The organism is Streptomyces sp. NPDC052301 (genome assembly GCF_044593395.1).
GTDB lineage: Bacteria > Actinomycetota > Actinomycetes > Streptomycetales > Streptomycetaceae > Streptomyces.
The window spans coordinates 64,623-86,546 of the sequence record NZ_JBIUBE010000025.1 but is presented as its reverse complement, the minus strand read 5'-3'; the positions used below and the strand labels follow the sequence as shown (position 1 = coordinate 86,546).

Sequence of the window (21,924 nt, the reverse complement as noted above, 5' to 3'; positions counted from 1 at the left end):
GGCTCGCAGCGACGACAGCCATGATTAGCGGCCGCCCGGACCGGACGCAACGATGTGACCTACTACCCACTTTCGAAGAAATGCCCGAATTGTTCGCATGGGCTGGTATTGGTGCATTTCAGGGAGGTCCGGGGCTACGGCCCTCTTTAGGATGTGATCCCGCTCGCATGGCCCACATCACGCCTCGCCAAGCCCCCAGGCCCCGAAAACTACACAGAGCCGCCCCGATCTCCCCCCTTCCGACGTCACGTACTCCCGGCAGCCACAACCAGAGTCCGACAGGGGGTCGACGCCTCGTACGGCACTCGGTCACCACAGCGACCTGCGCGTGCTGCGCAGTGCCTACCGCGTCCAGCGGCGCGTGGCGGCGCGCTGGGATACTTCACGCTCTTTCTGGTGCTGTCCGCGTTCGCCCCGTCGCTGATGGCGGGCGCTGTCTCGGGCGGCCTGTCCCTGGGGCTGCTGCTCGCGCTCGTGCAGGTACCCGTCACCTGCCTGTCGGTCGGGTTGTACGAGCACACCGGCGTCGCAGGGTCGACCCGATCGCGGACCGCATTCGTCAGCAGGCCGAGCTGGACGCGAAGCGGGGAGTGGCCCTGCTGACCCTGACCGGCGGCACACTCACCACCCTCGTCCTCATGACCGGCACCAACCTGGTCTCCGGCTGCCCCTTCTCCGCCTTCCCGCACTCCGACTTCAACTGGTTCCCGTTCACCACCACCGGCCTTGTCTCCATACCGCTGGGCTTCTCTCGGCTGGATGGGAACAAGGATCTCCGGGCGGCACAAGGCGGAGGAACAGCGCCGTCAGTACGAGGCTGTCGAAGCATGGATCCTGGCAGGGGCGGTACGACGAAGGAACTGACACCCCCCGACCAGTCTGTTGTGACTGAGCGCGGTGGTCGGCCCACGAGCCCCGAGCAGGACCGTGGCAGGCAGGCCCTCGCAGACCGCCGAGCAGGCCCGTCTACCCTGGCCGAATGATGGATGCGGGGGACTTCCGGGTCGGGGACGTGCTGTCGGTCGCTTGCCCCTACACGGTCACCACGGTCGAGCAGGGTGTCACCTGGAACCACGTGTCGGTGCGATGGCCGTGGTGGGAGATCGACAACGACAACGCGTTCGCGCACTGGAACGGGATCGTCGCCCTCGGCGTGCACAACGGCGCAAGCGCCCAGCCTGAGGTGGAGGCCGAGCTGTTTCGTACGGACCCTCCGCCCGAACAGCTGAAGGCGGGAGATCTCTGCAGAGTCGGCGTGCCACCCACCGTTGTGCACGTGACGGCCGTCGACCACCATGATCCCCCGCTGGAGACGGCCTGGCTGCCTCATCCCACACAGACCGTGACCGTGCTGCGCCGAGGTCTGTCCTATCGCGAGTTCCCGGACGGGAGCCATCTCGACGGCTCGGGATACCCCATCCACCCTGGCGACGGAATCCCCTTCACCTTCGACCTGTTGATGCGTCCGTACGCATCTCTCCAGGCGGGCGACGAAGTCGCCGACGCCGTCGGCCGGGCATGGCGGTTCGACGGACCCTGGGACTGGACCGCCTTCGACGGAGAACCGGTCGGCGCGGGCCCCGTGTGGCCCCTCATCCTGCTCACCCGAGCAGGAACCCCATGCTTCGCCGAGGACGCCGAGGCAGTGGCTGCGAGCACAGCGAGCGGTTCGCACCAGGAGACGATCCGAGAGTGGATGTCACTCACCGACGCCTCACCCACGCCCTGACCGCTCGGGACACTTGCGGCATCTCACCCGTGGCCGAACACGAAACCCGGCCCGCCGGGCCACCCGTCGAACACAGTCACTTCTGAGTACGAGACTGAGGAGGGCGACGGTGCCGTCGGCCCGGGTCGCGGTGTTCGGATGGCTTCATGACGCCGACTCCTTCCGCCGCTCCCGCGGCATCCGCTTCCCACCGCCGGTTCAGGCTCCCGGGGCTGTGCGTCGCCGGGGCACTTGTGGTGTTCCCGCTCGTGGGCTGCACCGCCGTGGCGGGTGGTCCAGTCCGTTCCGAGGCGCAGTCTCTCAGCACGTACGCGACACGCGCCTTCGCCGCGGTGAACCTGGCGGTGATCGGGTTCTGGGTCCGCGACCGGCGCGCGGGGCGGGCGGACGCCCGCGGGCCCGCCGCCGCCGTACTCCAACTGCTGCTGCCGGCCCTCGGACTCGTCGTGAACGTGGCCCTGTGGATCAGCCTGGACACCCCGGCCAAGATCGTGGGCGTCCTCTGGGCACTGGCAGGCGTCGGGATCCTGGCCCTGCGCTCGGGCGGATTCCGCCACCCGATACAGACACCGGACCTGGCGGAGTAGACCCCCTCGCCGTCACCGGCCGACGGCAGGGACCATCCGCAGCGCGGCCGAACAGCAGCACGCAGCCGAGGGGGAGCTGGTGCAGGATGCGGGTCAGGAGTCCGGGGCCGGCGCCGACCGCGCCGACGGAAGACACTGATCCGGTGTGCCGGGGGGTGGCCAGGGAGGCGCCGAGGCGGGCAGCGAGGTCTTCGACGAAGGGCCAGTCACCTGGCGGCTGGGGGACGGCGGGCGTCGCAGGAGAGACAGAGTTCCGTCAAGGCGCCGTCCAACCGGATCGCTCTGGCCTGCCGGGCCATCGGACTCGACGGTATCGGTACCGTCACGCTGAGCCAGCGACGGCATTCCGGCAGCCCGTGCCACATGGTTTTCCGCCGGAACGGCAATCCGAAGGGGCGCCGCATACGTAACCGAAGTACGGCTGCAACCTGGGATACGTCCCTGTTCGGCTGGTTCCCGTGCAGCGGGGATCTTGGATGCGAGACATGCTCCTCGAACGCCCGGGGCGACGCCCACGACCGTGCCGCGCCCTCGCGGCCGCGGTCATCCGCTTCGTGCCGCCAAAACGACGTCGGCCCGGCCGCACGGGCCGACGCAGCAGAAGGAAGAGTGCATTCATCATGCGAGTAAAAGGCGCTAGGCGTCTCGTCGCGACGTCAGCTGCCGTTCTGATGGCCGGCGGCGCTGCGATCGGCGCGGCCGGCATGGCCGCAGCAGCAGCCCCTGCCGTGCACACCCATGTGACCGCCGGCCGATGCTTCGGCGACGACTGGCGCTGCTTCGACCACGGATTCGACCACGGCGGATTCCGCTTCGGTCACCGCTTCGGCCACGATCGCTTCGATCACCGATTCGACGGCGGACCTGTCCTGATCATCGTGGGCCTGTAATGGCCGCCGCCGGTGCCCAAGGGGGCGCGCTCAGCGCGAGCGCGCCCCGGATCCCCCTCGTTGCGCACCGAAGTGGCATCGGCGCAAGGGTCGGCAACTCCCGCTCACTGTGGAGGTCGGGATGAGGGTCGTTGTCGATCTTTCCCGATGTGAAGGGTATGCGCAGTGCGCGTTCCTGGCTCCGGAGGCGTTCCGGATGCACGGTGAGGAAGCGCTCCTGTACGACCCGAACCCCGATGACGTCCTGCGCGACAAAGTGCTACGCGCCACGGCTGCCTGCCCGGTCCAGGCGATTCTGGTCGACCAGCCGGAGGCGCGGCACGCACCGGCGGAGGCGTCGCCGCCGTGACCGGTGCCGACGACCTGCAAGCCTTCAAGCGCGACGGCCGCATCGTGGTCGTCGGGGCGTCGCTGGCGGGACTGCGGGCCGCCGAGGCGCTGCGGGACGAGGGCTTCACCGGATCGCTGACCATGATCGGCGACGAGTTGGGCGAACCCTACGACCGGCCTCCCCTGTCCAAGCAGGTACTGTCCGGGTGGGTGCCGGCCGGGGGTACCGCTTTGCCCCGCCGTCGTGGCCTCGATGCGGAGTGGCTGCTGGGCGTGCCCGCCGGCGCGCTGGACCTCGCGACGAAGCACGTGCGACTCGCCGACGGACGCGAGGTCCCCTTCGACCGGGTGCTGATCTGCACCGGCGTACGGGCACGTCCCTGGTTCGTCGAGTCCGAGGGGGCCCTGGACGGCGTGTTCGTCGTACGTACACGCGAGCATGCCGACGGCCTGCAGCGAGCCCTCGCCGCCGGGCCTTCCCGCGTTCTGATCATCGGAGCGGGATTCACCGGCTCCGAGATCGCCTCCATCTGCCGGGAACGGGACATCCCAGTGACCGTCGCCGAGATCGGGGCGGCCCCGCTGGCCGGGGCGCTAGGTGCCGTGATCGGTGAGGTCGCGGCGGACATGCAGCGCGCTCACGGCGTCGACCTGCGTTGCGGTGTCAAGGTCACCCGGCTCGGGGGCGACGCACAGGGACGGTTTCGCCGTGCTCACTTCGACGACGGCAGCTCGGTCGACGCCGATGTGGCGGTGGTGGCACTCGGGAGCATCCGCAACACCGAGTGGCTGCGGGAGTCGGGAGTGGCGGCGGGCGTGTGGGGAATCACCTGCGACACGGGCTGCCGCGCGCTCGACATCAAGGGCCGCGCCCTCGACGACGTCTTCGCCGCGGGAGACGTGGCACGTTGCCCGAACCCCATCTATGAAGACCGGCTCCTCTCACTCGAGCACTGGGCCAACGCCGTGGAGCAGGCAGAGGTCGCGGCACACAACATGGTCAGCGCTCAGTCGGACCGCTGGCCCCACCTGTCCCTCCCGCTGTTCTGGTCGATCCAGTTCGGCGTCAACATCAAGTCCGTCGGCGTGCCGACCTTCGCCGACGAGGTGGTCATCACCCAGGGATCGCTGGACGACCACCGTTTCGTCACCGCATACGGCTATCGGGGCCGGGTCACGGCTGCCGTGAGCTTCAATGACGGAAAGTGGCTCAACCACTACCGACGATTGATCGAGACGGCCGCGCCTTTCCCGCCCCCCTGCCCCACGCCGGACCGGCCGGCCGACCTGAAACCGATGCCCGTCGACTTCCCCGGCCCCGCCCTGCTCGCTCAGGGCGCTACCGCGGTCGTCACGAGTCGTGAACCGGCTGAGCGCCGCGTCACGACCGTGCCCCGCCGGCATCGGCCGGCGGAAGGCCGGGTGACCACGACCGAGACGCCCGGCGCGCTGCAACGGATCTTCGACTACTCCGCCCGGGCCGACCCGTACCCGCTGTATGCCGAGTTGCGCGAGACGCCGGTGGCGCGACAGGAGGACGGTAGCTACGTCATCAGTACCCATCGCGAGATCACGGCCGTACTGAATGACCCGCATCTGAGTTCTGACGTGCGGAATCTGTCGCGTCCGATGCCCTCGGCCGAGGGAAGGGCCACGTCGTCTTTCATCCACATGGACCCGCCCGAGCATGATCGCCTGCGGCGTGTGGCGATGCGTCACTTCGGTCCCCCGCACACCCCTGGGCTGGTGACCGGGCTCGACGGCTTCCTGACCGCCACCGTCGGCAGCCTGATCGACGATGTGGCGGGCATGGAGCGGATCGACATCGTCGACGATTTCGCCTCCCTGTTCCCCCTGACCGTGACCTGTCACCTGCTCGGCGTGCCGCGCGGGGACGAACCGAGGTTCCACCTCTGGGTGAACGACATCATGAACTCGATCGACTACGACCCCCAGACCGATCCGAAGGAGAAACTGGACAAGGGCGTACAGGCTCGCAAGGACTTGCTCCAAGCCCTCGGCACGCTTGTGGAACAGCGCCACAACCGGCCGGGCGACGATCTGCTGGCCCGGCTGGCCAACGACGACGGGCCCGACGGACGGATGACCGACACCGAAATCGCCGCCACCGCCAAACTGCTGCTCATCGCCGGCCACGAGACAACCGTCAACCTCATCGCCAACGGCATGCTGACGCTGCTTCGCCACCCGCACGTGCTGCAGCGACTGCGCGACGAACCGGACCTCGTCGTGCCGCTGGTGGAGGAACTGCTGCGCTACGAACCCCCGGTGCACATCATTCCCTGGCGAGCGGCGTACAGCGACATCACCGTCGCCGACACCCTCATCCCCAAGGGCTCGCAGATCATGCTCATGCTGGCCTCAGGCAACCGCGATCCGAAGCGCTTCCACCATCCCGACCGCTTCGACCCGGATCGGCGTGACAACCAGCACTTGGGGTTCGGCAGCGGCATCCACCTGTGCTTCGGCGGCCCGCTGGCCCGGAGGGAAACCCAGATCGCGCTGACCGAGCTGGTACGCCGACTCGACCGCCCCAGGCTGGTCACCGACCCGCCGCCGTACCGGCGCAGCCCCGTTCTTCGAGGTCCGATCCATCTGGACATCGAGCAGGGTGACGGCTGACGGGGCAGCCGAGGCCGGCCCCTGATCCTCTGCACGAGTACGACCGCCTCGGCCCGGCTCATCTCCCCTTCGGCCATCAGGTGCCTCAGCCAGACACATGATCGGCCCGACAGGCTCTGGCCAGCCGATCCACGGCTGGCGGCGAACGGCTCAGGAATGTGCCCGCTGCTGCTTGTCCCACTGAGCCCGCGAGAGGGCGGTGGGCCGCGGGAGCAGGACGCCGTCCACGTACAGGTCGACGTGCTCGTTGTAGAAGGCGACCATCCCTGCGATGGCGGCGCACGACACCGTCGGGAAGTCGTACGCCCAGGCAAGATCGTCATGGACGACGGCCCCGCCCACGAACGACCAATACTCGCTGGTCCTGCCCTTGTACGGACACGCCGTCACCGTGTCCGAGGAACGCAGCAGGGTCCAGTCGACATAGGCACGCTCCAGGTAGTAGCGGGTCGGCAGGCCGGTTTCGAGGAGCTTCACCGAAAACGGTGCATCCGCCAGGACGGTGCCGCCCACCTCGACGCGCACGCTGCTGGACGAACGCAGCGCATCCACCCGGCTGTACGGGCTCCTCGGGTGGACGAAGACCTGTTCTTCCTCCTCGTACCACGCGTCGATCGCGTCCCACCGGAAACGGGCGGTGCCGATGAGTGCGGCAGGGGCCCCCTCGTCCCAGACCCATGCCGCACCCTCACGGACCTCGGAGCCGACCCGCAGCGAGTGCCGTCGTGCGGGCCCGGGGCCCAGCCGGCCAACGCGGCCGTCGTCGGTCAGGACGCCCGCAGCCAGATCCCGCAGCGGAATGCTGTACTGCGGATAGCCGGGCCACTCCCACACGTACAACGCACGCCGGGTGTCGCATACCCACCGGCCGCCGACCTGGGCACGGATACGCCTCGGCACCGGCTCGACATGCCCCACCGGGACGATGAGACCTGGATAGTCGACACTTTCATCCGCCATCGGCGATCACCCCACTCCGCTCGGCCGCACTCGTACGTCCAGCTTTCCCGGCGAACGCTCGAACCGCCGCCCGTGCCGTCACCCGACAGGCACTCCGTCGAATGAGGGACGACGACCTCGACAGCGCCACGTCGAAGCGCGCCCGATTTGGTACGGTGCACCAACTTGGATCGCTGTACCAAATGTGCGACCCTCGAGGTATGACCACGCGAGCAGGCCGGCCACAGCGGCGCAACCAGGTGCTCTCCCGGGAGCAGATCATCGACACTGCGGTCGAGATGCTCGATGCGGGCGGCGAGAGCGCGCTGACCATCCGGGCGCTGACCGAACGGCTGTCCACCGGTTCCGGGGCGATCTACTACCACGTGGGCACCCGTGACGACCTGCTCGACACGGCGACGGAAACCGTGATCGGCGCGGCGCTGGCGACCCGGCCCGCCGGGACCGCGGACACGCCCGGGGACGAGATCCGTGTCGTCGCGCTGGCGCTGTTCGATGCCATCGCCGCACACCGGTGGCTCGCCACGCGGCTGACCCTCCAGATCATCCGGAATCCGGTCGGCCCGGTGACGGTGGGGATCTTCGAGCGGATCGGCGGGCAGATGGGCGCCCTTGGCGTGCCACGAGTCTCCTGGTTCGACGCGGCCTCGACGCTCGTGCACTACATCCTCGGAGCCGTCAGCCAGAACGCCCGCATCGAGGGGGACACCTCAGGGATCGACCCCGACAGGGATCGCGACGAGTTCTTCGACGCGGCGTCGACCGCTTGGCAGGGGCTCGACCCGGAGACCCACCCGTTCATGCACGCCATCGTCGGCCAGATGAGAGAGCACGACGACCGCGAGCAGTTCCTCACCGGCATCGCCGTCATCCTCGACGGCCTCACCCATCTGCGCTGACCCGGCCGATCCGGCCCGGCGGACCCGTCGTTCGTTCCTCGAAAGGACACCTCTCATGCATGACGTCGTGATCGCGGGCAGTGGCCCGGTCGGCCTGTTCCTGGCCGGCGAGCTGGCCCTGTCCGGATGCTCGGTGCTGGTCCTCGAGCGGGACCCGGAACTCACCTCGCCCCTGAAGGCGTTACCGCTGGGGCTAAGGGGTTTGAACGCCGGGTCGGCCGAGACGTTCTACCGCCGCGGCCTCCTGCAGGCGATGGCGCAGGCTTCGGGAGTCGACCCGCAGCAGGTGGGTGCGGATCCGGAAGCGGTCGAGGCGCCCGACCCTCGTGGGCTAAGCCATTTCGCGGGCATGACGCTCGCCGCGGCCGGCATCGACATAGCCGCCCTCCCGCCCCGGCTGCCCAGCCCGGCGATGGAAGGGTTCATGACGAGCCTGGAAGCGGCCGGATCCGTTCTGTGCGAGCGAGCCACCGCTCTAGGAGTCGAGATCATCCGGAATGCTCTCGTCACGGCCGTGGCGCAGGACACAGAATCCGTCCTCGTCACGGCAGGCGGCCAGGAGTACCAGGGGCGCTGGCTGGTGGGTTGTGACGGCGGGCGCAGCACCGTACGTCAGCTCGCCCGCTTCGAATTCGTGGGCACCGAGCCGCTGTTCACCGGCTACGTCGCCAAGGTCACCTTCGCCGACCCCGAGCAGCTGCCGCTCGGGTTCAACCTGACGCCGAACGGCATGTATCTGCGTACGCCCCTCGAAGGGCATGTGGGCATGATGGACTTCGACGACGGCACCTTCGACCGCTCGCAGCCGCTGACCCGCGAACACCTCCAGACGGTCCTGCGCCGCATCAGCGGCACCGACGTGACGCTGAGCGAGGTCCATCTCGCCTCCAGCTTCACCGACCGCGCGATGCAGACGACGACGTATCGCGAGGGCCGAGTGCTGCTCGCCGGCGACGCAGCACACATCCACTCGCCCCTGGGCGGCCAGGGCCTCAACCTCGGCATCGGTGACGCCGTCAACCTGGGATGGAAGCTCGCCGCCACCGTGCGCGGCTGGGCACCCGAGGGCCTGCTCGACACCTACACCACCGAGCGGCACCCCGTCGGCGCCGCCGTGCTCGACTGGTCCCGCGCCCAGGTCGCGACCATGAAGCCGGGCCCCAACGCCCCCGCGCTGCGTCAACTCGTCCACGACCTGATGCGCACCACCGACGGAACAACCCACGTGTACCGAAGGACGTCGGGGCTGTTCAACCGCTACGGCCTGGGCGGCGAACAACCCTTCGTCGGCCGCAGCGCCCCGGACTTCCGCTTCGAGGACGGCACCCGCCTCGGCGAACTGCTGTGCCATGGGCGGGGAGTTGTGCTCGACTTCAGCACCGACCGTGCGCTTCAGGCCGCGGCCAAAGGGTGGGAGAGGCGGATCTCCTACACGGCCGGCCGGGCGCGCAACGACCTCGGGCTGGGTGGCGCGCTGATTCGGCCCGACGGCGTCGTGGCCTGGGCGAGCGAGCCCGCCCCGGATCGCGACGCGTTCGAACAGGCGGCCGCCCAGTGGTTCGGCGCGCCGCAGAACTAGAACGAACGGCTGCTACCCGGCCCCGTGTCAGGCGCGGTGCCGTTCACTCCCCGCGGATCGGCCTCCCGTGCGCCGGCAGCATCGCTCCGGAAGCCCAGGACCGCCGATGAAGCCAAGGCGCCCCTCCACCGCATCGGGCAAGGCCGCCCCGCATCGAACTCCTCGAGCACCGACACCTCAAGCACCGTCGGCATACCCGACAGCCGAAGGGCAACGACCGTGAACAGCTCCGTCAACGCCCCCGCCAGTGCCGAAGGTTCGACCCCGCACACAGGTGCATGGCTTCGCCCCTGGGGCGCCTCCCCGCAGGCACCGAACAATTCCGTCAGCTGCGTCGAGCCCTTCGAGCACGCGACACTGCGGCAGATCACGACGCCACCGCCCGCAGGCTCGTGGCCGCTACGCGACCGAGCCCGCCACCGACCTCGGCTGAAGCCGACGGGCACAGCACGGCCACACCCCTATCGAGTCATCCACTTGATCGGTTGGCAGGCCGAAGCCGGCAGCCAGGACGAGGCGGGGCGGCCCGTTCCGGGAGTGCTGCCGGACTTCGTGGTGCTCATCGACCCTGCCCAGCTGCTTCACCATCTTGACCAGGCTCGGAGGGCTGGAGCATCTCCGTCACGGGGAGCCGGGTAGGGCCGGCCGGTGCACTTCGCCGGCTCCCCCTGTCCCTCCTGGCTCCCCGCAAGCAGGCAAGGCGTTCAGTACTGTTCGGTCTCCATGAAACCCGAGTTCCCGTCGTCGTCCGAGCCGAAGGCGTCGGCAGCGGCCGTGGGGTCGAATCCGGGCGGGCTGTCCTTCAGGGCCAGGCCCATGCCGGCCAGCTTCGCCTTGACCTCGTCGATGGACTTCGCACCGAAGTTGCGGATGTCCAGCAGGTCGGCCTCGGAGCGGGCGACGAGCTCACCCACGGAGTGGATGCCCTCACGCTTGAGGCAGTTGTAGGAGCGGACCGTGAGCTCCAGCTCCTCGATCGGCAGCGCGAGGTCGGCGGCCAGGGCGGCGTCCGTCGGGGACGGGCCCATGTCGATGCCCTCGGCGTCGATGTTGAGCTCGCGCGCCAGACCGAACAGCTCGACCAGGGTCTTGCCGGCCGACGCCATGGCGTCACGCGGACGCATGGCCTGCTTGGTCTCGACGTCGACGATCAGCTTGTCGAAGTCGGTGCGCTGCTCGACACGGGTCGCCTCGACCTTGTAGGTGACCTTGAGAACCGGCGAGTAGATGGAGTCGACCGGGACACGGCCGATCTCCTGGCCCACCTGCTTGTTCTGCACGGCGGAGACGTAACCGCGGCCGCGCTCGACCGTCAGCTCCATCTCCAGCTTGCCCTTGCCGTTGAGCGTGGCGAGGACGAGGTCGGGGTTGTGCACCTCGACACCGGCCGGCGGCGCGATGTCGGCGGCGGTGACCAGACCCGGACCCTGCTTGCGCAGGTACATCACGACCGGCTCGTCGTGCTCCGAGGAGACGACCAGCTGCTTGATGTTGAGGATCAGGTCGGTGACGTCCTCCTTGACGCCCGGCACGGTGGTGAACTCGTGCAGCACGCCGTCGATCCGGATGCTGGTGACAGCAGCGCCGGGGATCGAGGACAGGAGGGTACGGCGCAGGGAGTTGCCGAGGGTGTAGCCGAAGCCCGGCTCCAGCGGCTCGATCACGAACCGGGAGCGGAACTCGTCGACGACCTCTTCGGTCAACGAAGGACGCTGAGCAATCAGCACGAGGTATTGCCTCCAGGGTTTGGCGCCCGCTATATAGCGCCGTGGACACCACGAGGGTACGGGCGGTGCCGCCTCCGATGGCGCCGAACCGCCGACCCCGCACCCCTGCCAGCCGGTCGGCAGACCCTGAGACGTCGCTTCCTTCGGCCGGCGCCCCGCTGTCGATCGGTGAGATGGGTGTCGGTGCGTTGGCGGCCCAGCCGTTGTGAGGACTCGATGCCCTCGCGGGCGATGCGATGGTGGATTCGAGGTCCATGGAGCCATCGACGCAGGTGGTCATAGCCGTATCTTCTTGTCGGCGTGCAGTTTCGCAGGCCGTCACCAATCGCTGCTCGGGCCCCCTGGGTAAACCGCTGGCAGCTGGGTCCTCGCCGGGGCAAAGATGCAGCCATGCGTCATGCCAACACCGACCCCGAGCTGATGGACCTGGTCCGACGATTCGTCACGCCCGGCCGACGGTACCTTCGGCTGGGTGGAAGTTCGCTGCGGTTGAGCGGGTCTGAGCGCGAGCTGTTCGTGAGGGAGCTGGTCCAGGCTGCCGGGGAGATCACTCCCGCTGAGCTCGCCATCCTTTTCGAGGGCGGGTGACGAGAGCGCAGGACTGCCTCCTGGCTGGTTGCTGTTGCCGGCAGGACCGAGTTCCGCAGCCGCATCGGCGAACTGCTGCTGGCCGGCGGAGGCCCCTACAGCGGGGCCTACTGCATCACTCTGGCCACATTTGGCACCAGCGCGGACGCCGATCTGGTCTGCAGATACCTTGATCGCTACTTGCTTCGACCCGACCTCGGCTACGACCAGACCATGGCTCTCAGCACACTGCTTCACCTCGATGCCGCCCTTGGGGCCGAGCGGGCATCTCCCTACCTCGCCGCCGGTGGCCTGTGGCAGCAGTGGACCGATGCCAGGCCGAGCATAATGCGGGATCCGCAGGAGTACCGGCAGGTCGTGGACCAGCTCTGTTCCTTCGCCGGCGAGTGCGCTGAAGTCTTCGCCACAATGGAAACCAGGCGCTGACGTCCCCACCTGACCCCCTGGACGCCGACTGCTTCGGACCCCTCGGTTGGGTCTCCCGGCGCTCAGACGGTCCGTCGCACCCCTGGCCGGCGGCAGAAATCATCCCGTGGCCGTCGGCACTGGCTCCAACCTCGCGAATCTCCCATCGGATCCGCAGACGGCGGAACCAGTCCAAGTGAGCGAAGGTGCGTTCCGCGACCAGGCCTGGGCGCCCAGCCCGGAGCCGTGCCCGGCGCCCCGGCGGGCAATGAGCGGCTTCACGCCGAGGTCCCAGACCAGTCGGCGGTACTTGTCCTGGTCGTGGACCCGGCCTCCCAGCACCACTTCGGGGCGGCTCCGGGGTCGGCCTCGCCTGACCCGCACCGGTGGCACTGCCTGGAGGAGCGGGATCAGCTGAGTGACGTCGTTGCGGTTCCCGCCGGTCAAGGTGGCGGCGAGCGGGATGCCAGTGGCGTCGGTGATCACGTGATGCTTGCTGCCGGCCTGCCCAGCTCAACGGGACTTCGTCCCGTCTTGGAGCCCCCTTTAGTGCCCGGATGTGCGAGCGTCGACCGCCGCCCGGGAGAAGTCCAAGACGTTTGCGTTGCGGAGCTTACGAGTCGGGGAGCGATAGTGCTCGGGGCAGGCCGGCCTGCGGGTTCCGGCTGGGGTGATCAGCAGGCTGTCGGGCGGGCGTCGCGGACGAGGACGAGTTCCTTGCTGGTCTTGCCGCGGGTGGCCCGGCGGGCGGAGCGGTCGTAGACCAGGCCGGTTATCGCGGCCTGGACCTCGGGGAAGTCCTCACGGTCCCCGGTGTGGCGGCGCAGCGGTGCCCATTGCTTCTACTCGGCGTTGGCGTGCTCCACGCAGATCCGGTCGGAGCACTGTCGGCGGCGTTCGTTGCGCCAGGCGTGGTGGTCGCCGAGCGGGGCGTTGTCCTTCGGTTTGCGCGGCGGGGCGACGACCTGGCCGGGGAACGCGTGGATTGAGAATCTCTGGTCAGCTCACCAGGGCGCCGGGCCCTCATCGTCGGTGAAGGTGCCGGTCGGTCCGTCGGCGCCGATGGTGGCCATGCGGACGGCGGCCACCGCGCCTTCGGCCGGCGTGCGGTGGCCGCGGTGGCCGTTCAGGTCGGTGGCGACGTAGCCGGGGCAGACGGCGTTGACCTTGATGTCCTCGGCCAGCAGGTCCCAAGCGTATTGCAGGGTGAGCGCCGTAAGCGCCGTCTTCGATGTGACGTACCCGGCAGAGACCGGCATCAGCGGCGGTCCGTCGGTGCCTTTCAGGTCTGCGTTGATGCTGAGCGAGCCCACCGAACTGGACACGTTGACGATCCGCGGCGAGGCTGATCGGCGCAGCAGCGGCAGCATCGCGTTGGTGACGGCGATTATCCCGAAGTAGTTGGTCTCGAAGACGGCGCGCAGGACGTCCATGTCCGCCGTGCTCGGGCGCTGGTGGCCCAGGTCGCTGCCCGGAGGGACGCCGATACCGGCGTTGTTGACCAGGGCGTCGAGCCTGCCGTAGCGGGCTTCGATCTCGGCGGCGGCTGCGGCGGCCGAGTCCGGGTCTGTCACGTCGAGCATGACCGAAGTCGCATCAGCACCGCTTTCCCGCAGCTCGGTGGCGGCCTTCTGGCCGAGTTCGGTGTTGCGGGCGCCGACGACGACGCTGTGGCCTAGGGCTCCGAGCTGGGCGGCGATCTGGCGGCCGATGCCCTTGTTCGCGCCGGTCACCAGGGTGATCATGGTTTCGTTCATGGGCCCAGCACACCACCGCACCGAGCGCGCCGGCCAACACTGGTAGCGTCTCGACCGATACCCTGCGGGTATGGATGTGCCGGAGACGCGTGAGCTCGCCTACTTCGTCGCCGTCGCCGAGGAACTGCACTTCGGCCGCGCCGCACAGCGCCTGGGCATGGCACAGCCGCCGCTGTCCCGCGCCATCGCCCGGCTGGAGCGACGCATGGGCGTGCAGCTGCTGGAACGCACCAGCCGATCGGTGAACCTCACCGGCGCCGGCCAGGTCTTCCTGACCGAAAGCCGCAAGGCACTGGACGCGGTCACGGCGTCGGTCCGGCGCGCGCAACGGGCAGGACGGACCGATCCGAAGCTCACGCTGGCGATGAAGCCCAACGGGGATGCGGGACTGCTGGAGTCGATCCTGCAGCACTACCGCCGCGATCCGGACGCCGTCGACATCGAGGTGATCGTCTGCGGCATCGGGGAGCAGGCTCCGATGCTGCGCGACGGCAGGGCCGACGTCGCGTTCCTGACCGCTCCCTACGACGACCTCGCGGGCTTCGACACCGAACCGCTGCTGACCCAGGACCAGATGGCCATGCTCCCCCGGGCCCACCGTCTCGCCGGCCGCGCCGCCTTGACGCTCGCCGACCTGACCGGCGAACAGCTGCCCCGATGGCCTGGCGACGATGAGGACGCCACCGATGGCCGTCTGCCCGAGCTGCGTGACATCTCGCAGGTGATGCAGCTGGTCGCTCTGGGCCAGCTGGTCGCGGTCCTGCCCGAGTCGGTGCGCCAGCGCGCCTGGCCCGACGTGGCGTGCGTGCCGCTGCTCGACGCGCCGCCCACCGCGGTCGTCGTCGCCTGGCCGGAGCGGACGACATCACGGGCGGTGGCCGCGCTGATCCGCGCCAGTGCGGAGGCGGCGGAGGTGGCAGGAGCGGGCGCGGAGCGCCGAGGTGAGATCAGGTATCAGGACACGCTGACGTGAACTGGGCACGCTGCCTGCCCCGAGCACTAGCGCTCCCTTCTCCGCCCGGCTGAACCGGCAAGAAGCCGACGATGTTGGATGGCTCCATGGTGAGAGGAAAGCGGGAGAAGGAGAAGCAGCCTCCCTTCGGCATGCCGAAGGGCATCGTCCTGCTGACGACGCCGGAAGGCTGGCGCCACGGTGTCCTCACCGTGGAAGGCGGAATACTCTGCGGGGACCTCGCCGACGTGCCGATCAACGCCGACCCCGCCGAGGCGCGGACCGCTGCGGCCGCCATGGTGGCGGGACTTGCGCAGGAGTTCCACCCATGCGACGCCGAAGTGGCCTGGGATCCGTCCCGAGACCCCCGGTCCTGGACCGGCCATGTCACCCCGGTCGCACCCCCGCCGATTTCCTGTGATTGAACGACAAGCCGAGCTTAAGCTTGTCCTGCAACCTGCCGTGTCTGCTACGCCCTTCAGGCGGAGGGTGGTGCACTGGTCGGACGTCTGAGTCTGTCCATGAGGCGGCGTGCGACAGAGTGCTATGGAGTGAGCATGTGGGACGGCCCCTTCTATCGAGTCAGGCGTGACGGATACGAGATCTGCTTCGTGCCCGGTGCGGGAGAGGACCTCGATATGGTCTGCAATGTGGACATGTGGGTCATCCGCGATGACGGCGATCGCTGGTCCGGAACTGTGTTCACGCTGGATGAGGTGCACCGAATCATGGACCGCCAGCAGCAGGCAGGCGAGCCAGAAGGCGACTACTGGTGGTGCTGGGACGGCCTCATCGTCCGCGACGCAGGTCTGCCGTCGATGGTCAAGGTCATCGACGGGCTCGTCGCCGCGGGCGAGCATGAGACCGTCCTTCGCCACGTGGGACCCGAAGAAGACATTTGATCTTGTTGACTCCGGCTCACAAACCGATGACCCGGACGTGATCCTGGGGCGCGCCTGATGCCGCGACCGTGCAGGTCACCGACCGCTCTGGCACCGCTCGTGCGATGGCCTGGAACCCCGTCCGATCGCCCAGCAGGCCTTGCGCGGCAGGTCGAAGAGCAGCCCGAGCACCAACCGCCGGACCCGTCGGCGGGGCTCCACCTGCGCGCAACGACTCGTGATCCGGCTCATCAGGTCTTCGAATGCGTCCTGCCAGTGGATCGGTTCTACGCTGTGCTTGCGACCACCGCTCGATCTTTTGTTGTCATCACAGACCACGATGACCGCCGGTTGGCCGCGTCTGTAGCCAGTCGGACTCGTCCCACCACCACTATCCCCCGTGTGGAGAGGAATTGGGCCAGCGATGGAGATGTCCTCCCGTGACGTCCGCATGCCTCTCAGCGAGGTCGTGGCGATCCTGCAGGACCTCAACGAGTTCGTCGTCTCCCTCGATCGACTCGGATCCCTGCAGGACTTCGGGACCGCCGACGAGTACACCGTCGGCAAGTTCATCGCCGACTGGGATGTCGCTCGACGATTGGCTCATGCCCGGCACGTCATCGGCATCGCACTCGACGCGCAACTGAGCGAGGAGGAGATCACCGAGATCGATTCCCTCTGTGAACAGGGCCGGTTCTTCGGTACGGGGAGCGACGGCAACGACCCTACGGACCAGCCCACCTGAGACGGCCCGAGAGCCGTGCCCGCCCACTCGTACCGGGGATCAGACCATCCAGGGCGTGATGCCCCAGCAACAAGATCATTGTCTATAAATGGACTACCGGACCTGTCGGACGGGCGGCAGCGGACGTAATCCGCTGGCCACCTTCTTCGTGACGTCTCTAGGGTCGCTGGAATGATGCACAACATTGTGGATGCCGCGACGATCACCCCGGAGATGGCTGTTCAGATTCGTACGTGGCGATGCGAGGAGGACTACTCCTGGCGCGCTGTGGCCCAGGCCGCGTCAGAGCTGTGGGGCTCCGAATGGGGCAGCAACCAGCTCTACGGCGAACACCTTTGTGTGAGCGCAGCGAAGGTGCTCGGTGAGAATCCCTACAGAGAGCCGTGGAACTGATTTCCGTCATGTGGGCTCCCAGGGCTCAGCGGGCGGACCAAAGGACGATGCCTACGATGTGAAGGGCCGGGTGCGCGCTCACCCTGGGCACGCGCGGAGCGGCCATGACGTGCTCGAACGCGGGCGCATCATTCGCCTGGCCGGGCGTGAGGACACAGCACGACGGTCGGCAAAGGCTGTCCGCGGCAATGTGGATCTTCATGATCAGCCCCCTGCACACACCTGAGCGTCCGATCGCGTGGTGTCCGGGCTCGGGCGGTAGGGCCCCCTCCTGCGGCCCCTACCGCGTGCTGGTGAGCGTGCACGACGGTAGGGTCGACCGCGACAGCCCAGTCCAGGCCTCCTTCGGCGTGGGCCTGGACGAGCAGAGCGGTGAACTGCTCGGCAGCCGTGTGGTCGCGGGTGGGCACGAGGACGCCGTCCACGATGAGCACGGTGTCCTTCGCGAACCGCTGACGCGGTCGGAGCGCGAGCAGCGGCCCGAACTGGGCGACCACGCGGTCCGCGGCGGACTTCGAGACGCCGACAACAGGGTCGGCTGGCGCAGCGTCAAGTTCGTGCGCCACTACGCCGTGACCAGCAGCAGCCGGTCTTCCAACGGCAGGCTCCACGGCCGGGCAACCTCTAGTACTCCAGCTGTAGATCGTGATCTTCATGCCTGGGCGGCTTGTCGCTGGTAGTGGCTGGCCTGGGATCGGGCTTGGTGGCGGCGTCGCCAGGCGGACCAGCCCAGTCGATGGGCAACGTCGTGGACGGGTTGGACGACCAGGGCGATGAAAAGGCGTTGGATCTCGTTGCAGGTGAGCGGTATGAGGGCGTCTCGTGCAGGACGGCGGGCGTGCTCGTCTGCTCGGACGATGGCGGGGAAGGCGTGCGCGAGCATGCCCAGGGTGACCCAGCGGGACCAGGACGCGTAGCGGCGGACCTGATGCTCGTCCAGGGCGGCCAGGCCCTTTCCGGATTGGAAGAACTCTTCTACTCGCCATCTTGATCCAGCGACTCGCACCAGCGTGGTCAGCGGCACCGGTGTGGGCGAGTAGCAGCGGTAGTAGGCGAGTTCGCCGGTGCTGCGGTTGCGGCGGATCAGCAGTTGGCGACTGCCGGGCCTTGGGTCGGCGAGGTCGATGACGGCCCAGTCGTAGAAGCGATGGCCCTTGGCTCCGGCCCCGGCGGAGAGCTTCTGCCAGGTCCGTTTGGGCACCTTCTTGGCCAGCTGTCCGCACGGAACTTCCCCGCGCCGGTGGTGACTTCGTGCGAGCAGGCCACCGCGAGGATGTAGCCGGTGCCGCGTTTCTCCAGCGCGTCTCGCAGCTTGGGGTTACCGCCGTAGACCTCGTCGCCCGCGACCCATGCGGCCTGATGGCCGGCGTCCAGGAACCGGGCGACCAGCTCCGGTTTGGTGGCGAAGGGAGTCTCCCCGCCAAGCCCGGCGGCGCGGCAGCGGTCGGGGCCCTCGAACGCCTCCTGCCAGCGGGCAGGGTCTACGCTGTGACCTGCGGCCACCGCATGATCTTCAGTCTTCACACACCGATGATCAACAGTGGCCGCACCGTCTCCACAGCGCGTCAGGGTCGCGCAGCGTCCGCCTGCCGTCCCGTGTCAGGAGGACATGTGCAACGTGGCGAAGTCTGGTGGGTCGAGTTCGACGAGCGGCGGCTGGTCGTACTGCTGGGAGACGACGAGTCCGGGATCCGGGTGATGCAGGTCGTCGCTCCGGCGGGCGTCGACATCAGCGGTCTGGGCGTCGAAGTGGTAGTAGGCGCCATGGAAGGACTGCCCTTCGAAGGCGTGCTGCGGTTCGCGTTCCCGCGTCCAGGCTTTACCCCTTGCACGTGGCTGACCACCGTGTCCCGAGACGACCTGATCGAGCGGGCGGGCGCCCTGTCCTCAGCGAAGCTCAGCGAGATCGAGGATGCCTTCCGACTCGGTGAACAGGAGAAGGAGTGGACCCCGGCGACGACCGCGAAGCTCAGCGAGATAAGGGACGCCCTCCGTCACGGCGGACTCGCGTAGGCCGAGAAGGAACGGACGCCCCCGATGGCGTGGCCGATCTCGTCCAGACGATCGACGCTGGCCACCTGTCTCCTCGGCGCCCCTCACCATCGAGATCACGATCTACGGCTGGAGTACTAGTTGATGATTTCGGCGCGGTCATCCAGCCGGATTGCGGCCAGCCGGTCTCGCCACATCTGGAGAGCTTCGGGTGTCTGTCGCGTCCAGTCGGTGACCTCGCCAACGATCCGGAGCGGTTCCCTGCTGCGATAGGAGCGGGTGGGATTGCCAGGGAACTTCTTGTCAGTGACGTTGGGATCGTTCTCGAACTCCCCGGTCGGTTCGACGACATACACTCGCGGTGTCCCGTCGCCGGCGGCGAGTTCGGCGGCGAGTCCCGCGCCGTCACGCAACGCAGTGAAGTAGATGTGGTTCATCACGATTTCGGGCCGGTAGTTAGAACGGAAACCGGCGGTGAGGTGATCACCGACCTGCAGCTCGGCCTTTGTCCCGTGGAAGAACGGCCCCTCGTCCAACACCTCGTCCATCGACACAGGTTATCAAGCCAAGCTGTAGCGACGGCGAACTATAGAGGACGGCTCGGACGCCGTGATCACAGCAGCCATTTCATTTGGGGAGTCTGCGGTAGCAGATGAGGGAGGCTGCCGGCGCGGTGAAGGCCAGGAAGTGGTCGGGCTTGCGCTCGTAGCGACGGCGCAGGCGGCGGCAGCCGGTGAGCCAGGCGATGGTGCGTTCGGCGACCCAGCGGTGTCGGCCCAGGTGTGTGGAGTTCTCGATGCCGCGGCACCGCGATGCGAGGGATGATGCCGCGCGTGCGTAACCATCGCCGCAGGTGGGGATCGTCGTAGTCCTTGTCCGCGTGCAGCTTGGCTGGGCGTCGGCGTCGTGGCCCGCGGCGTGAGCGGAGCGGCGGGATGCCTTGCACAAGGACCTGCAGGGCTTGGCTGTCATGGGTGTTGTCTGCGGATATCCGGGACGCTCACCGAGTCGATGGCGCACCGCGACCAGTCCAACTCTCCCCGGCTGCCGGGTTCGTCGAGGATCAGACGATGCAGTCTGGCCCACACGCGAGCTTGCGACCACTCGGTGAACCGGCGGAAAGCAGTGACGCCCGAGACTCTGCTGCTTAATTCAGGGTTGGGTGTGGCTCTCTCCTCGCGGGACACGTTGAGCTGCTCGTTGGGTGACGGGGGTCTGCCCGGCTCTCTGCTGCGCTCCTCGCGGCAGCAACCGGCTACCGCGGCTCCCGCTTCACCGTCGCGTGAGCACGCGGAACTCGTTGCCGTCGGGGTCGGCCAGCAGCACTGCGCCGTCCCTGCCGTGCGCGGAGTCGAGACGCTTCGCCCCGAGGGAGAGCAGGCGCTCGACCTCCGCTTGCTGATCGTCGTCCGGTGCGAGGTCGAAGTGCAGGTCCTTGCCGGGGTCCGGCATGAGCGGCGGACCACCCCACGTGATCTTTGTACCGCCGTTCGGTGACTGGATGGCGGTCTCCTCGTCCTGGTCCCACACCAGCGGCCAGCCCAGCGCCTCGCTCCAGAAGTAGCCCACGGTCTGCGAACCATCGCAGGCGAGCGCTCCGATGAAGCCGCAGCCGGCGAGGAAATTGTTGCCCGGCTCGATGACACAGAACTCGTTGCCCTCAGGGTCCGCGAGTACCACATGGGACGCGTCCGGTCCCTGGCCGACATCAGCGTGCTGCGCACCGAAGTCGAGTGCCCTGGCCACGGTCTCCTGCTGGTCCTCCAGGGAGGAGCTGGTCAGGTCGAAGTGCAGCCGGTTCTGGGCGGCCTTCTGCGTTTGGGAGGGACGGAAGCCGAGGCGGTAGCCGGCGTCATTCCCGGACAGCAGGGCGACGCCATCGTGAGAATCGTCGGCTCTCTCCAACCCCAGGACGCCGGACCAGAAATGCGCTAGGCGCTCGGGCTGGTGCGCGTCGAAGGAGATTGCGAAGAGTCGGCTGCTCATTGCGTCACGCATCCTCGGTCCGTTGAGAGCCAACGGTCGGCAGGGCGCCGTGTCAGCGCCTCGAACGAGGATCCTATGAGCGGGTCAGCCTCAGTTGCAGCCGAGTATTCCGCTGCCCCGGAGCCGGAGCTGCACCCTTGGGGGTTCGGGCTGCGAGTTGGTGGCTGATGCGGGTGAGTCTGCTGGTCCGGGGCGTGAAGGAGGGTTGGCCGGGGTTCCAGTGGGCGTCGAGGCGGATGACGTTGACGGCGGTGGCGGAGAAGGCGTGTTGGAGGCGGACCTTGGGCAGTCCGCGGTAGCGGGCTCGGCGGAGGCCGGTGACGTCGAGGGCCTGGTTGATGGTGCCCTCGATACCGGCGCGGAGTGCGTACTTGGCCATCCATGTCTTCGTGGCCTGCTTGGCCCGGGCATTGGCCAGGGTCTCGTGGAGTTCCCGGGGGCGGAGGCTGAGGATGCGGATGCCGCGCGCTGAGGTGGTGCACTTGTCCTGGGCGGGGCAGGCGTGGCAGTCGGTGCGGGCGAATTGGACGACGATGGCCTCGCGGCCGTGCTGCCGGACGGGGAACCAGCCGGTGCTGGTGCGGCCCTGCGGGCAGCGGGCCTGGCGGGCCTTCCAGTCGATGCGGAAGGCGCTCTTGTGGAACCCGGCGTCGGCCTTGGCCTGCGGTGAGTGGTCGAGGAGGGCCGGGGTGACCATGGTGATGCCCTGGCGGGTGGCGTCATGGATCAGGTCGGCGGACGGGTAGCCGGCGTCGAGGTAGTGCTCGCCCGGCGTGAGGCCGCGGTCGGCGAGGTTCTGCTGAACGGGTCTGGTGGCCTTCACGTCCGGGACGCTCGCCTTGGTGGTGAAAACGTACGTGATCAGCCGCAACGGCAGGGCT

The 21,924-nt window shown here is 68.2% G+C and carries 20 protein-coding genes and 8 pseudogenes; 16 read left to right on the top strand and 12 right to left on the bottom strand.

Annotated features, from left to right (window positions below):
- Positions 1-172 precede the first annotated feature (172 nt).
- The 4 genes and pseudogenes from ACIHEJ_RS39610 to ACIHEJ_RS39595 all read left to right on the top strand — a co-directional run.
- Positions 173-590: pseudogene (locus ACIHEJ_RS39610) on the top strand (DUF485 domain-containing protein); the annotation flags it as partial.
- A 6-nt stretch (positions 591-596) separates the two neighbouring features.
- Positions 597-864 (top strand): annotated as a pseudogene (locus ACIHEJ_RS39605) (cation acetate symporter); the annotation flags it as partial.
- Between the two features lie 115 nt (positions 865-979).
- Positions 980-1,729, top strand: coding sequence for a hypothetical protein (locus tag ACIHEJ_RS39600; RefSeq protein ID WP_400142695.1), 750 nt, complete (start codon positions 980-982; stop codon positions 1,727-1,729).
- 146 nt (positions 1,730-1,875) lie between these two features.
- Positions 1,876-2,316 (top strand): hypothetical protein, encoded by a 441-nt coding sequence (locus ACIHEJ_RS39595; RefSeq protein WP_400142694.1) that lies wholly within the window; start codon positions 1,876-1,878, stop codon positions 2,314-2,316.
- Positions 2,317-2,972: 656 nt separating this feature from the next.
- On the opposite strand, the gene ACIHEJ_RS39590 is transcribed toward ACIHEJ_RS39595, so the two are convergent.
- A complete protein-coding gene (locus ACIHEJ_RS39590; protein WP_400142693.1) occupies positions 2,973-3,164 on the bottom strand; it encodes a hypothetical protein in 192 nt (63 codons plus the stop codon).
- Positions 3,165-3,327: 163 nt separating this feature from the next.
- Between ACIHEJ_RS39590 and ACIHEJ_RS39585 the strand changes: the two genes are divergently transcribed.
- From ACIHEJ_RS39585 to ACIHEJ_RS39575, 3 genes and pseudogenes are all read left to right on the top strand, one after another.
- Entirely contained in the window at positions 3,328-3,555 is a 228-nt protein-coding gene (locus ACIHEJ_RS39585) for a ferredoxin (RefSeq protein WP_400142692.1), read from the top strand.
- Positions 3,552-4,937: pseudogene (locus ACIHEJ_RS39580) on the top strand (NAD(P)/FAD-dependent oxidoreductase); the annotation flags it as partial. The gene ACIHEJ_RS39585 and the pseudogene ACIHEJ_RS39580, both read left to right, overlap by 4 nt.
- A 228-nt stretch (positions 4,938-5,165) precedes the next feature.
- On the top strand, positions 5,166-6,179 hold the full coding sequence (locus ACIHEJ_RS39575; protein ID WP_400142698.1) for a cytochrome P450: 1,014 nt from the start codon (positions 5,166-5,168) through the stop codon (positions 6,177-6,179).
- Between the two features lie 150 nt (positions 6,180-6,329).
- Here the strand turns inward: ACIHEJ_RS39575 and ACIHEJ_RS39570 are convergent, their stop codons facing one another.
- Positions 6,330-7,139 carry a DUF427 domain-containing protein gene (locus ACIHEJ_RS39570; protein ID WP_400142691.1) on the bottom strand — a complete coding sequence of 270 codons (810 nt, stop codon included), beginning with the start codon at positions 7,137-7,139 and terminating at the stop codon, positions 6,330-6,332.
- 200 nt (positions 7,140-7,339) lie between these two features.
- Here ACIHEJ_RS39570 and ACIHEJ_RS39565 point away from each other — a divergent pair, with 200 nt between their 5' ends.
- Positions 7,340-8,038 carry a TetR/AcrR family transcriptional regulator gene (locus ACIHEJ_RS39565; protein ID WP_400142690.1) on the top strand — a complete coding sequence of 233 codons (699 nt, stop codon included), beginning with the start codon at positions 7,340-7,342 and terminating at the stop codon, positions 8,036-8,038.
- Positions 8,039-8,093: 55 nt separating this feature from the next.
- On the top strand, positions 8,094-9,617 hold the full coding sequence (locus ACIHEJ_RS39560; protein WP_400142689.1) for an FAD-dependent monooxygenase: 1,524 nt from the start codon (positions 8,094-8,096) through the stop codon (positions 9,615-9,617).
- 704 nt (positions 9,618-10,321) lie between these two features.
- Here ACIHEJ_RS39560 and ACIHEJ_RS39555 read toward each other — a convergent pair.
- Complete coding sequence (locus tag ACIHEJ_RS39555) at positions 10,322-11,344, bottom strand: DNA-directed RNA polymerase subunit alpha (protein ID WP_400142688.1); 1,023 nt, start codon at positions 11,342-11,344, stop codon at positions 10,322-10,324.
- Positions 11,345-11,529: 185 nt separating this feature from the next.
- Positions 11,530-11,662 (bottom strand): annotated as a pseudogene (locus ACIHEJ_RS39550) (IS5/IS1182 family transposase); the annotation flags it as partial.
- Positions 11,663-11,734: 72 nt separating this feature from the next.
- Here ACIHEJ_RS39550 and ACIHEJ_RS39545 point away from each other — a divergent pair.
- Positions 11,735-12,358, top strand: a pseudogene (locus ACIHEJ_RS39545) (DUF6000 family protein).
- 133 nt (positions 12,359-12,491) lie between these two features.
- On the opposite strand, the pseudogene ACIHEJ_RS39540 reads toward ACIHEJ_RS39545, so the two are convergent.
- Positions 12,492-12,952, bottom strand: a pseudogene (locus tag ACIHEJ_RS39540) (transposase); the annotation flags it as partial.
- Positions 12,953-13,341: 389 nt separating this feature from the next.
- Positions 13,342-14,082: an SDR family oxidoreductase gene (locus ACIHEJ_RS39535; RefSeq protein ID WP_400142687.1), complete on the bottom strand. Its 741-nt coding sequence runs from the start codon at positions 14,080-14,082 to the stop codon at positions 13,342-13,344.
- An 82-nt stretch (positions 14,083-14,164) separates the two neighbouring features.
- Here ACIHEJ_RS39535 and ACIHEJ_RS39530 point away from each other — a divergent pair, with 82 nt between their 5' ends.
- The 5 genes from ACIHEJ_RS39530 to ACIHEJ_RS39510 all read left to right on the top strand — a co-directional run bounded on the left by ACIHEJ_RS39530 (position 14,165) and on the right by ACIHEJ_RS39510 (position 17,065).
- Positions 14,165-15,067 (top strand): LysR family transcriptional regulator, encoded by a 903-nt coding sequence (locus ACIHEJ_RS39530; protein ID WP_400142686.1) that lies wholly within the window; start codon positions 14,165-14,167, stop codon positions 15,065-15,067.
- Between the two features lie 86 nt (positions 15,068-15,153).
- Positions 15,154-15,471 carry a hypothetical protein gene (locus ACIHEJ_RS39525; RefSeq protein WP_400142685.1) on the top strand — a complete coding sequence of 106 codons (318 nt, stop codon included), beginning with the start codon at positions 15,154-15,156 and terminating at the stop codon, positions 15,469-15,471.
- Positions 15,472-15,603: 132 nt separating this feature from the next.
- A complete protein-coding gene (locus tag ACIHEJ_RS39520; RefSeq protein WP_400142684.1) occupies positions 15,604-15,948 on the top strand; it encodes a hypothetical protein in 345 nt (114 codons plus the stop codon).
- Between the two features lie 403 nt (positions 15,949-16,351).
- Positions 16,352-16,672 (top strand): hypothetical protein, encoded by a 321-nt coding sequence (locus ACIHEJ_RS39515; protein WP_400142683.1) that lies wholly within the window; start codon positions 16,352-16,354, stop codon positions 16,670-16,672.
- A 171-nt stretch (positions 16,673-16,843) separates the two neighbouring features.
- The gene (locus tag ACIHEJ_RS39510) at positions 16,844-17,065 is read left to right on the top strand and encodes a hypothetical protein (RefSeq protein ID WP_400142682.1); all 222 of its coding nucleotides are present in this window, start codon (positions 16,844-16,846) and stop codon (positions 17,063-17,065) included.
- A gap of 377 nt (positions 17,066-17,442) precedes the next feature.
- Here ACIHEJ_RS39510 and ACIHEJ_RS39505 read toward each other — a convergent pair.
- Both ACIHEJ_RS39505 and ACIHEJ_RS39500 read right to left on the bottom strand, forming a co-directional pair.
- A pseudogene (locus ACIHEJ_RS39505) lies at positions 17,443-17,684 on the bottom strand (transposase family protein); the annotation flags it as partial.
- A gap of 33 nt (positions 17,685-17,717) precedes the next feature.
- Positions 17,718-18,574, bottom strand: a pseudogene (locus tag ACIHEJ_RS39500) (IS701 family transposase); the annotation flags it as partial.
- 102 nt (positions 18,575-18,676) lie between these two features.
- Here ACIHEJ_RS39500 and ACIHEJ_RS39495 point away from each other — a divergent pair.
- Positions 18,677-19,078, top strand: coding sequence for a type II toxin-antitoxin system PemK/MazF family toxin (locus tag ACIHEJ_RS39495; RefSeq protein WP_400142681.1), 402 nt, complete (start codon positions 18,677-18,679; stop codon positions 19,076-19,078).
- 116 nt (positions 19,079-19,194) lie between these two features.
- Here ACIHEJ_RS39495 and arr read toward each other — a convergent pair whose 3' ends face one another.
- The 4 genes from arr to ACIHEJ_RS39475 form a co-directional block, all read right to left on the bottom strand.
- Positions 19,195-19,605 (bottom strand): NAD(+)--rifampin ADP-ribosyltransferase, encoded by a 411-nt coding sequence (gene arr / locus ACIHEJ_RS39490; RefSeq protein WP_400142680.1) that lies wholly within the window; start codon positions 19,603-19,605, stop codon positions 19,195-19,197.
- Positions 19,606-19,670: 65 nt separating this feature from the next.
- Positions 19,671-20,003, bottom strand: a complete 333-nt coding sequence (locus ACIHEJ_RS39485; RefSeq protein WP_400142679.1) for a hypothetical protein — start codon at positions 20,001-20,003, stop codon at positions 19,671-19,673.
- 326 nt (positions 20,004-20,329) lie between these two features.
- Positions 20,330-21,043, bottom strand: coding sequence for a VOC family protein (locus ACIHEJ_RS39480; protein WP_400142678.1), 714 nt, complete (start codon positions 21,041-21,043; stop codon positions 20,330-20,332).
- Between the two features lie 73 nt (positions 21,044-21,116).
- The coding region (locus ACIHEJ_RS39475; RefSeq protein ID WP_400142677.1) for a transposase at positions 21,117-21,924 on the bottom strand (808 nt) is incomplete at its 5' end.

Excerpts from the sequence above, each read along its gene's own strand:
- ACIHEJ_RS39600 (WP_400142695.1), top strand. The coding sequence starts at position 980 with ATGATGGATGCGGGGGACTTCCGGGTCGGGGACGTGCTGTCGGTCGCT.
- ACIHEJ_RS39595 (WP_400142694.1), top strand. The coding sequence starts at position 1,876 with ATGACGCCGACTCCTTCCGCCGCTCCCGCGGCATCCGCTTCCCACCGC.
- ACIHEJ_RS39585 (WP_400142692.1), top strand. The coding sequence starts at position 3,328 with ATGAGGGTCGTTGTCGATCTTTCCCGATGTGAAGGGTATGCGCAGTGC.
- ACIHEJ_RS39575 (WP_400142698.1), top strand. The coding sequence starts at position 5,166 with ATGCCCTCGGCCGAGGGAAGGGCCACGTCGTCTTTCATCCACATGGAC.
- ACIHEJ_RS39570 (WP_400142691.1), bottom strand. The coding sequence starts at position 7,139 with ATGGCGGATGAAAGTGTCGACTATCCAGGTCTCATCGTCCCGGTGGGG.
- ACIHEJ_RS39565 (WP_400142690.1), top strand. The coding sequence starts at position 7,340 with ATGACCACGCGAGCAGGCCGGCCACAGCGGCGCAACCAGGTGCTCTCC.
- ACIHEJ_RS39560 (WP_400142689.1), top strand. The coding sequence starts at position 8,094 with ATGCATGACGTCGTGATCGCGGGCAGTGGCCCGGTCGGCCTGTTCCTG.
- ACIHEJ_RS39535 (WP_400142687.1), bottom strand. The coding sequence starts at position 14,082 with ATGATCACCCTGGTGACCGGCGCGAACAAGGGCATCGGCCGCCAGATC.
- ACIHEJ_RS39530 (WP_400142686.1), top strand. The coding sequence starts at position 14,165 with ATGGATGTGCCGGAGACGCGTGAGCTCGCCTACTTCGTCGCCGTCGCC.
- ACIHEJ_RS39525 (WP_400142685.1), top strand. The coding sequence starts at position 15,154 with ATGGTGAGAGGAAAGCGGGAGAAGGAGAAGCAGCCTCCCTTCGGCATG.
- ACIHEJ_RS39520 (WP_400142684.1), top strand. The coding sequence starts at position 15,604 with ATGTGGGACGGCCCCTTCTATCGAGTCAGGCGTGACGGATACGAGATC.
- ACIHEJ_RS39515 (WP_400142683.1), top strand. The coding sequence starts at position 16,352 with ATGGAGATGTCCTCCCGTGACGTCCGCATGCCTCTCAGCGAGGTCGTG.
- ACIHEJ_RS39510 (WP_400142682.1), top strand. The coding sequence starts at position 16,844 with ATGATGCACAACATTGTGGATGCCGCGACGATCACCCCGGAGATGGCT.
- arr (WP_400142680.1), bottom strand. The coding sequence starts at position 19,605 with ATGGACGAGGTGTTGGACGAGGGGCCGTTCTTCCACGGGACAAAGGCC.
- ACIHEJ_RS39480 (WP_400142678.1), bottom strand. The coding sequence starts at position 21,043 with ATGAGCAGCCGACTCTTCGCAATCTCCTTCGACGCGCACCAGCCCGAG.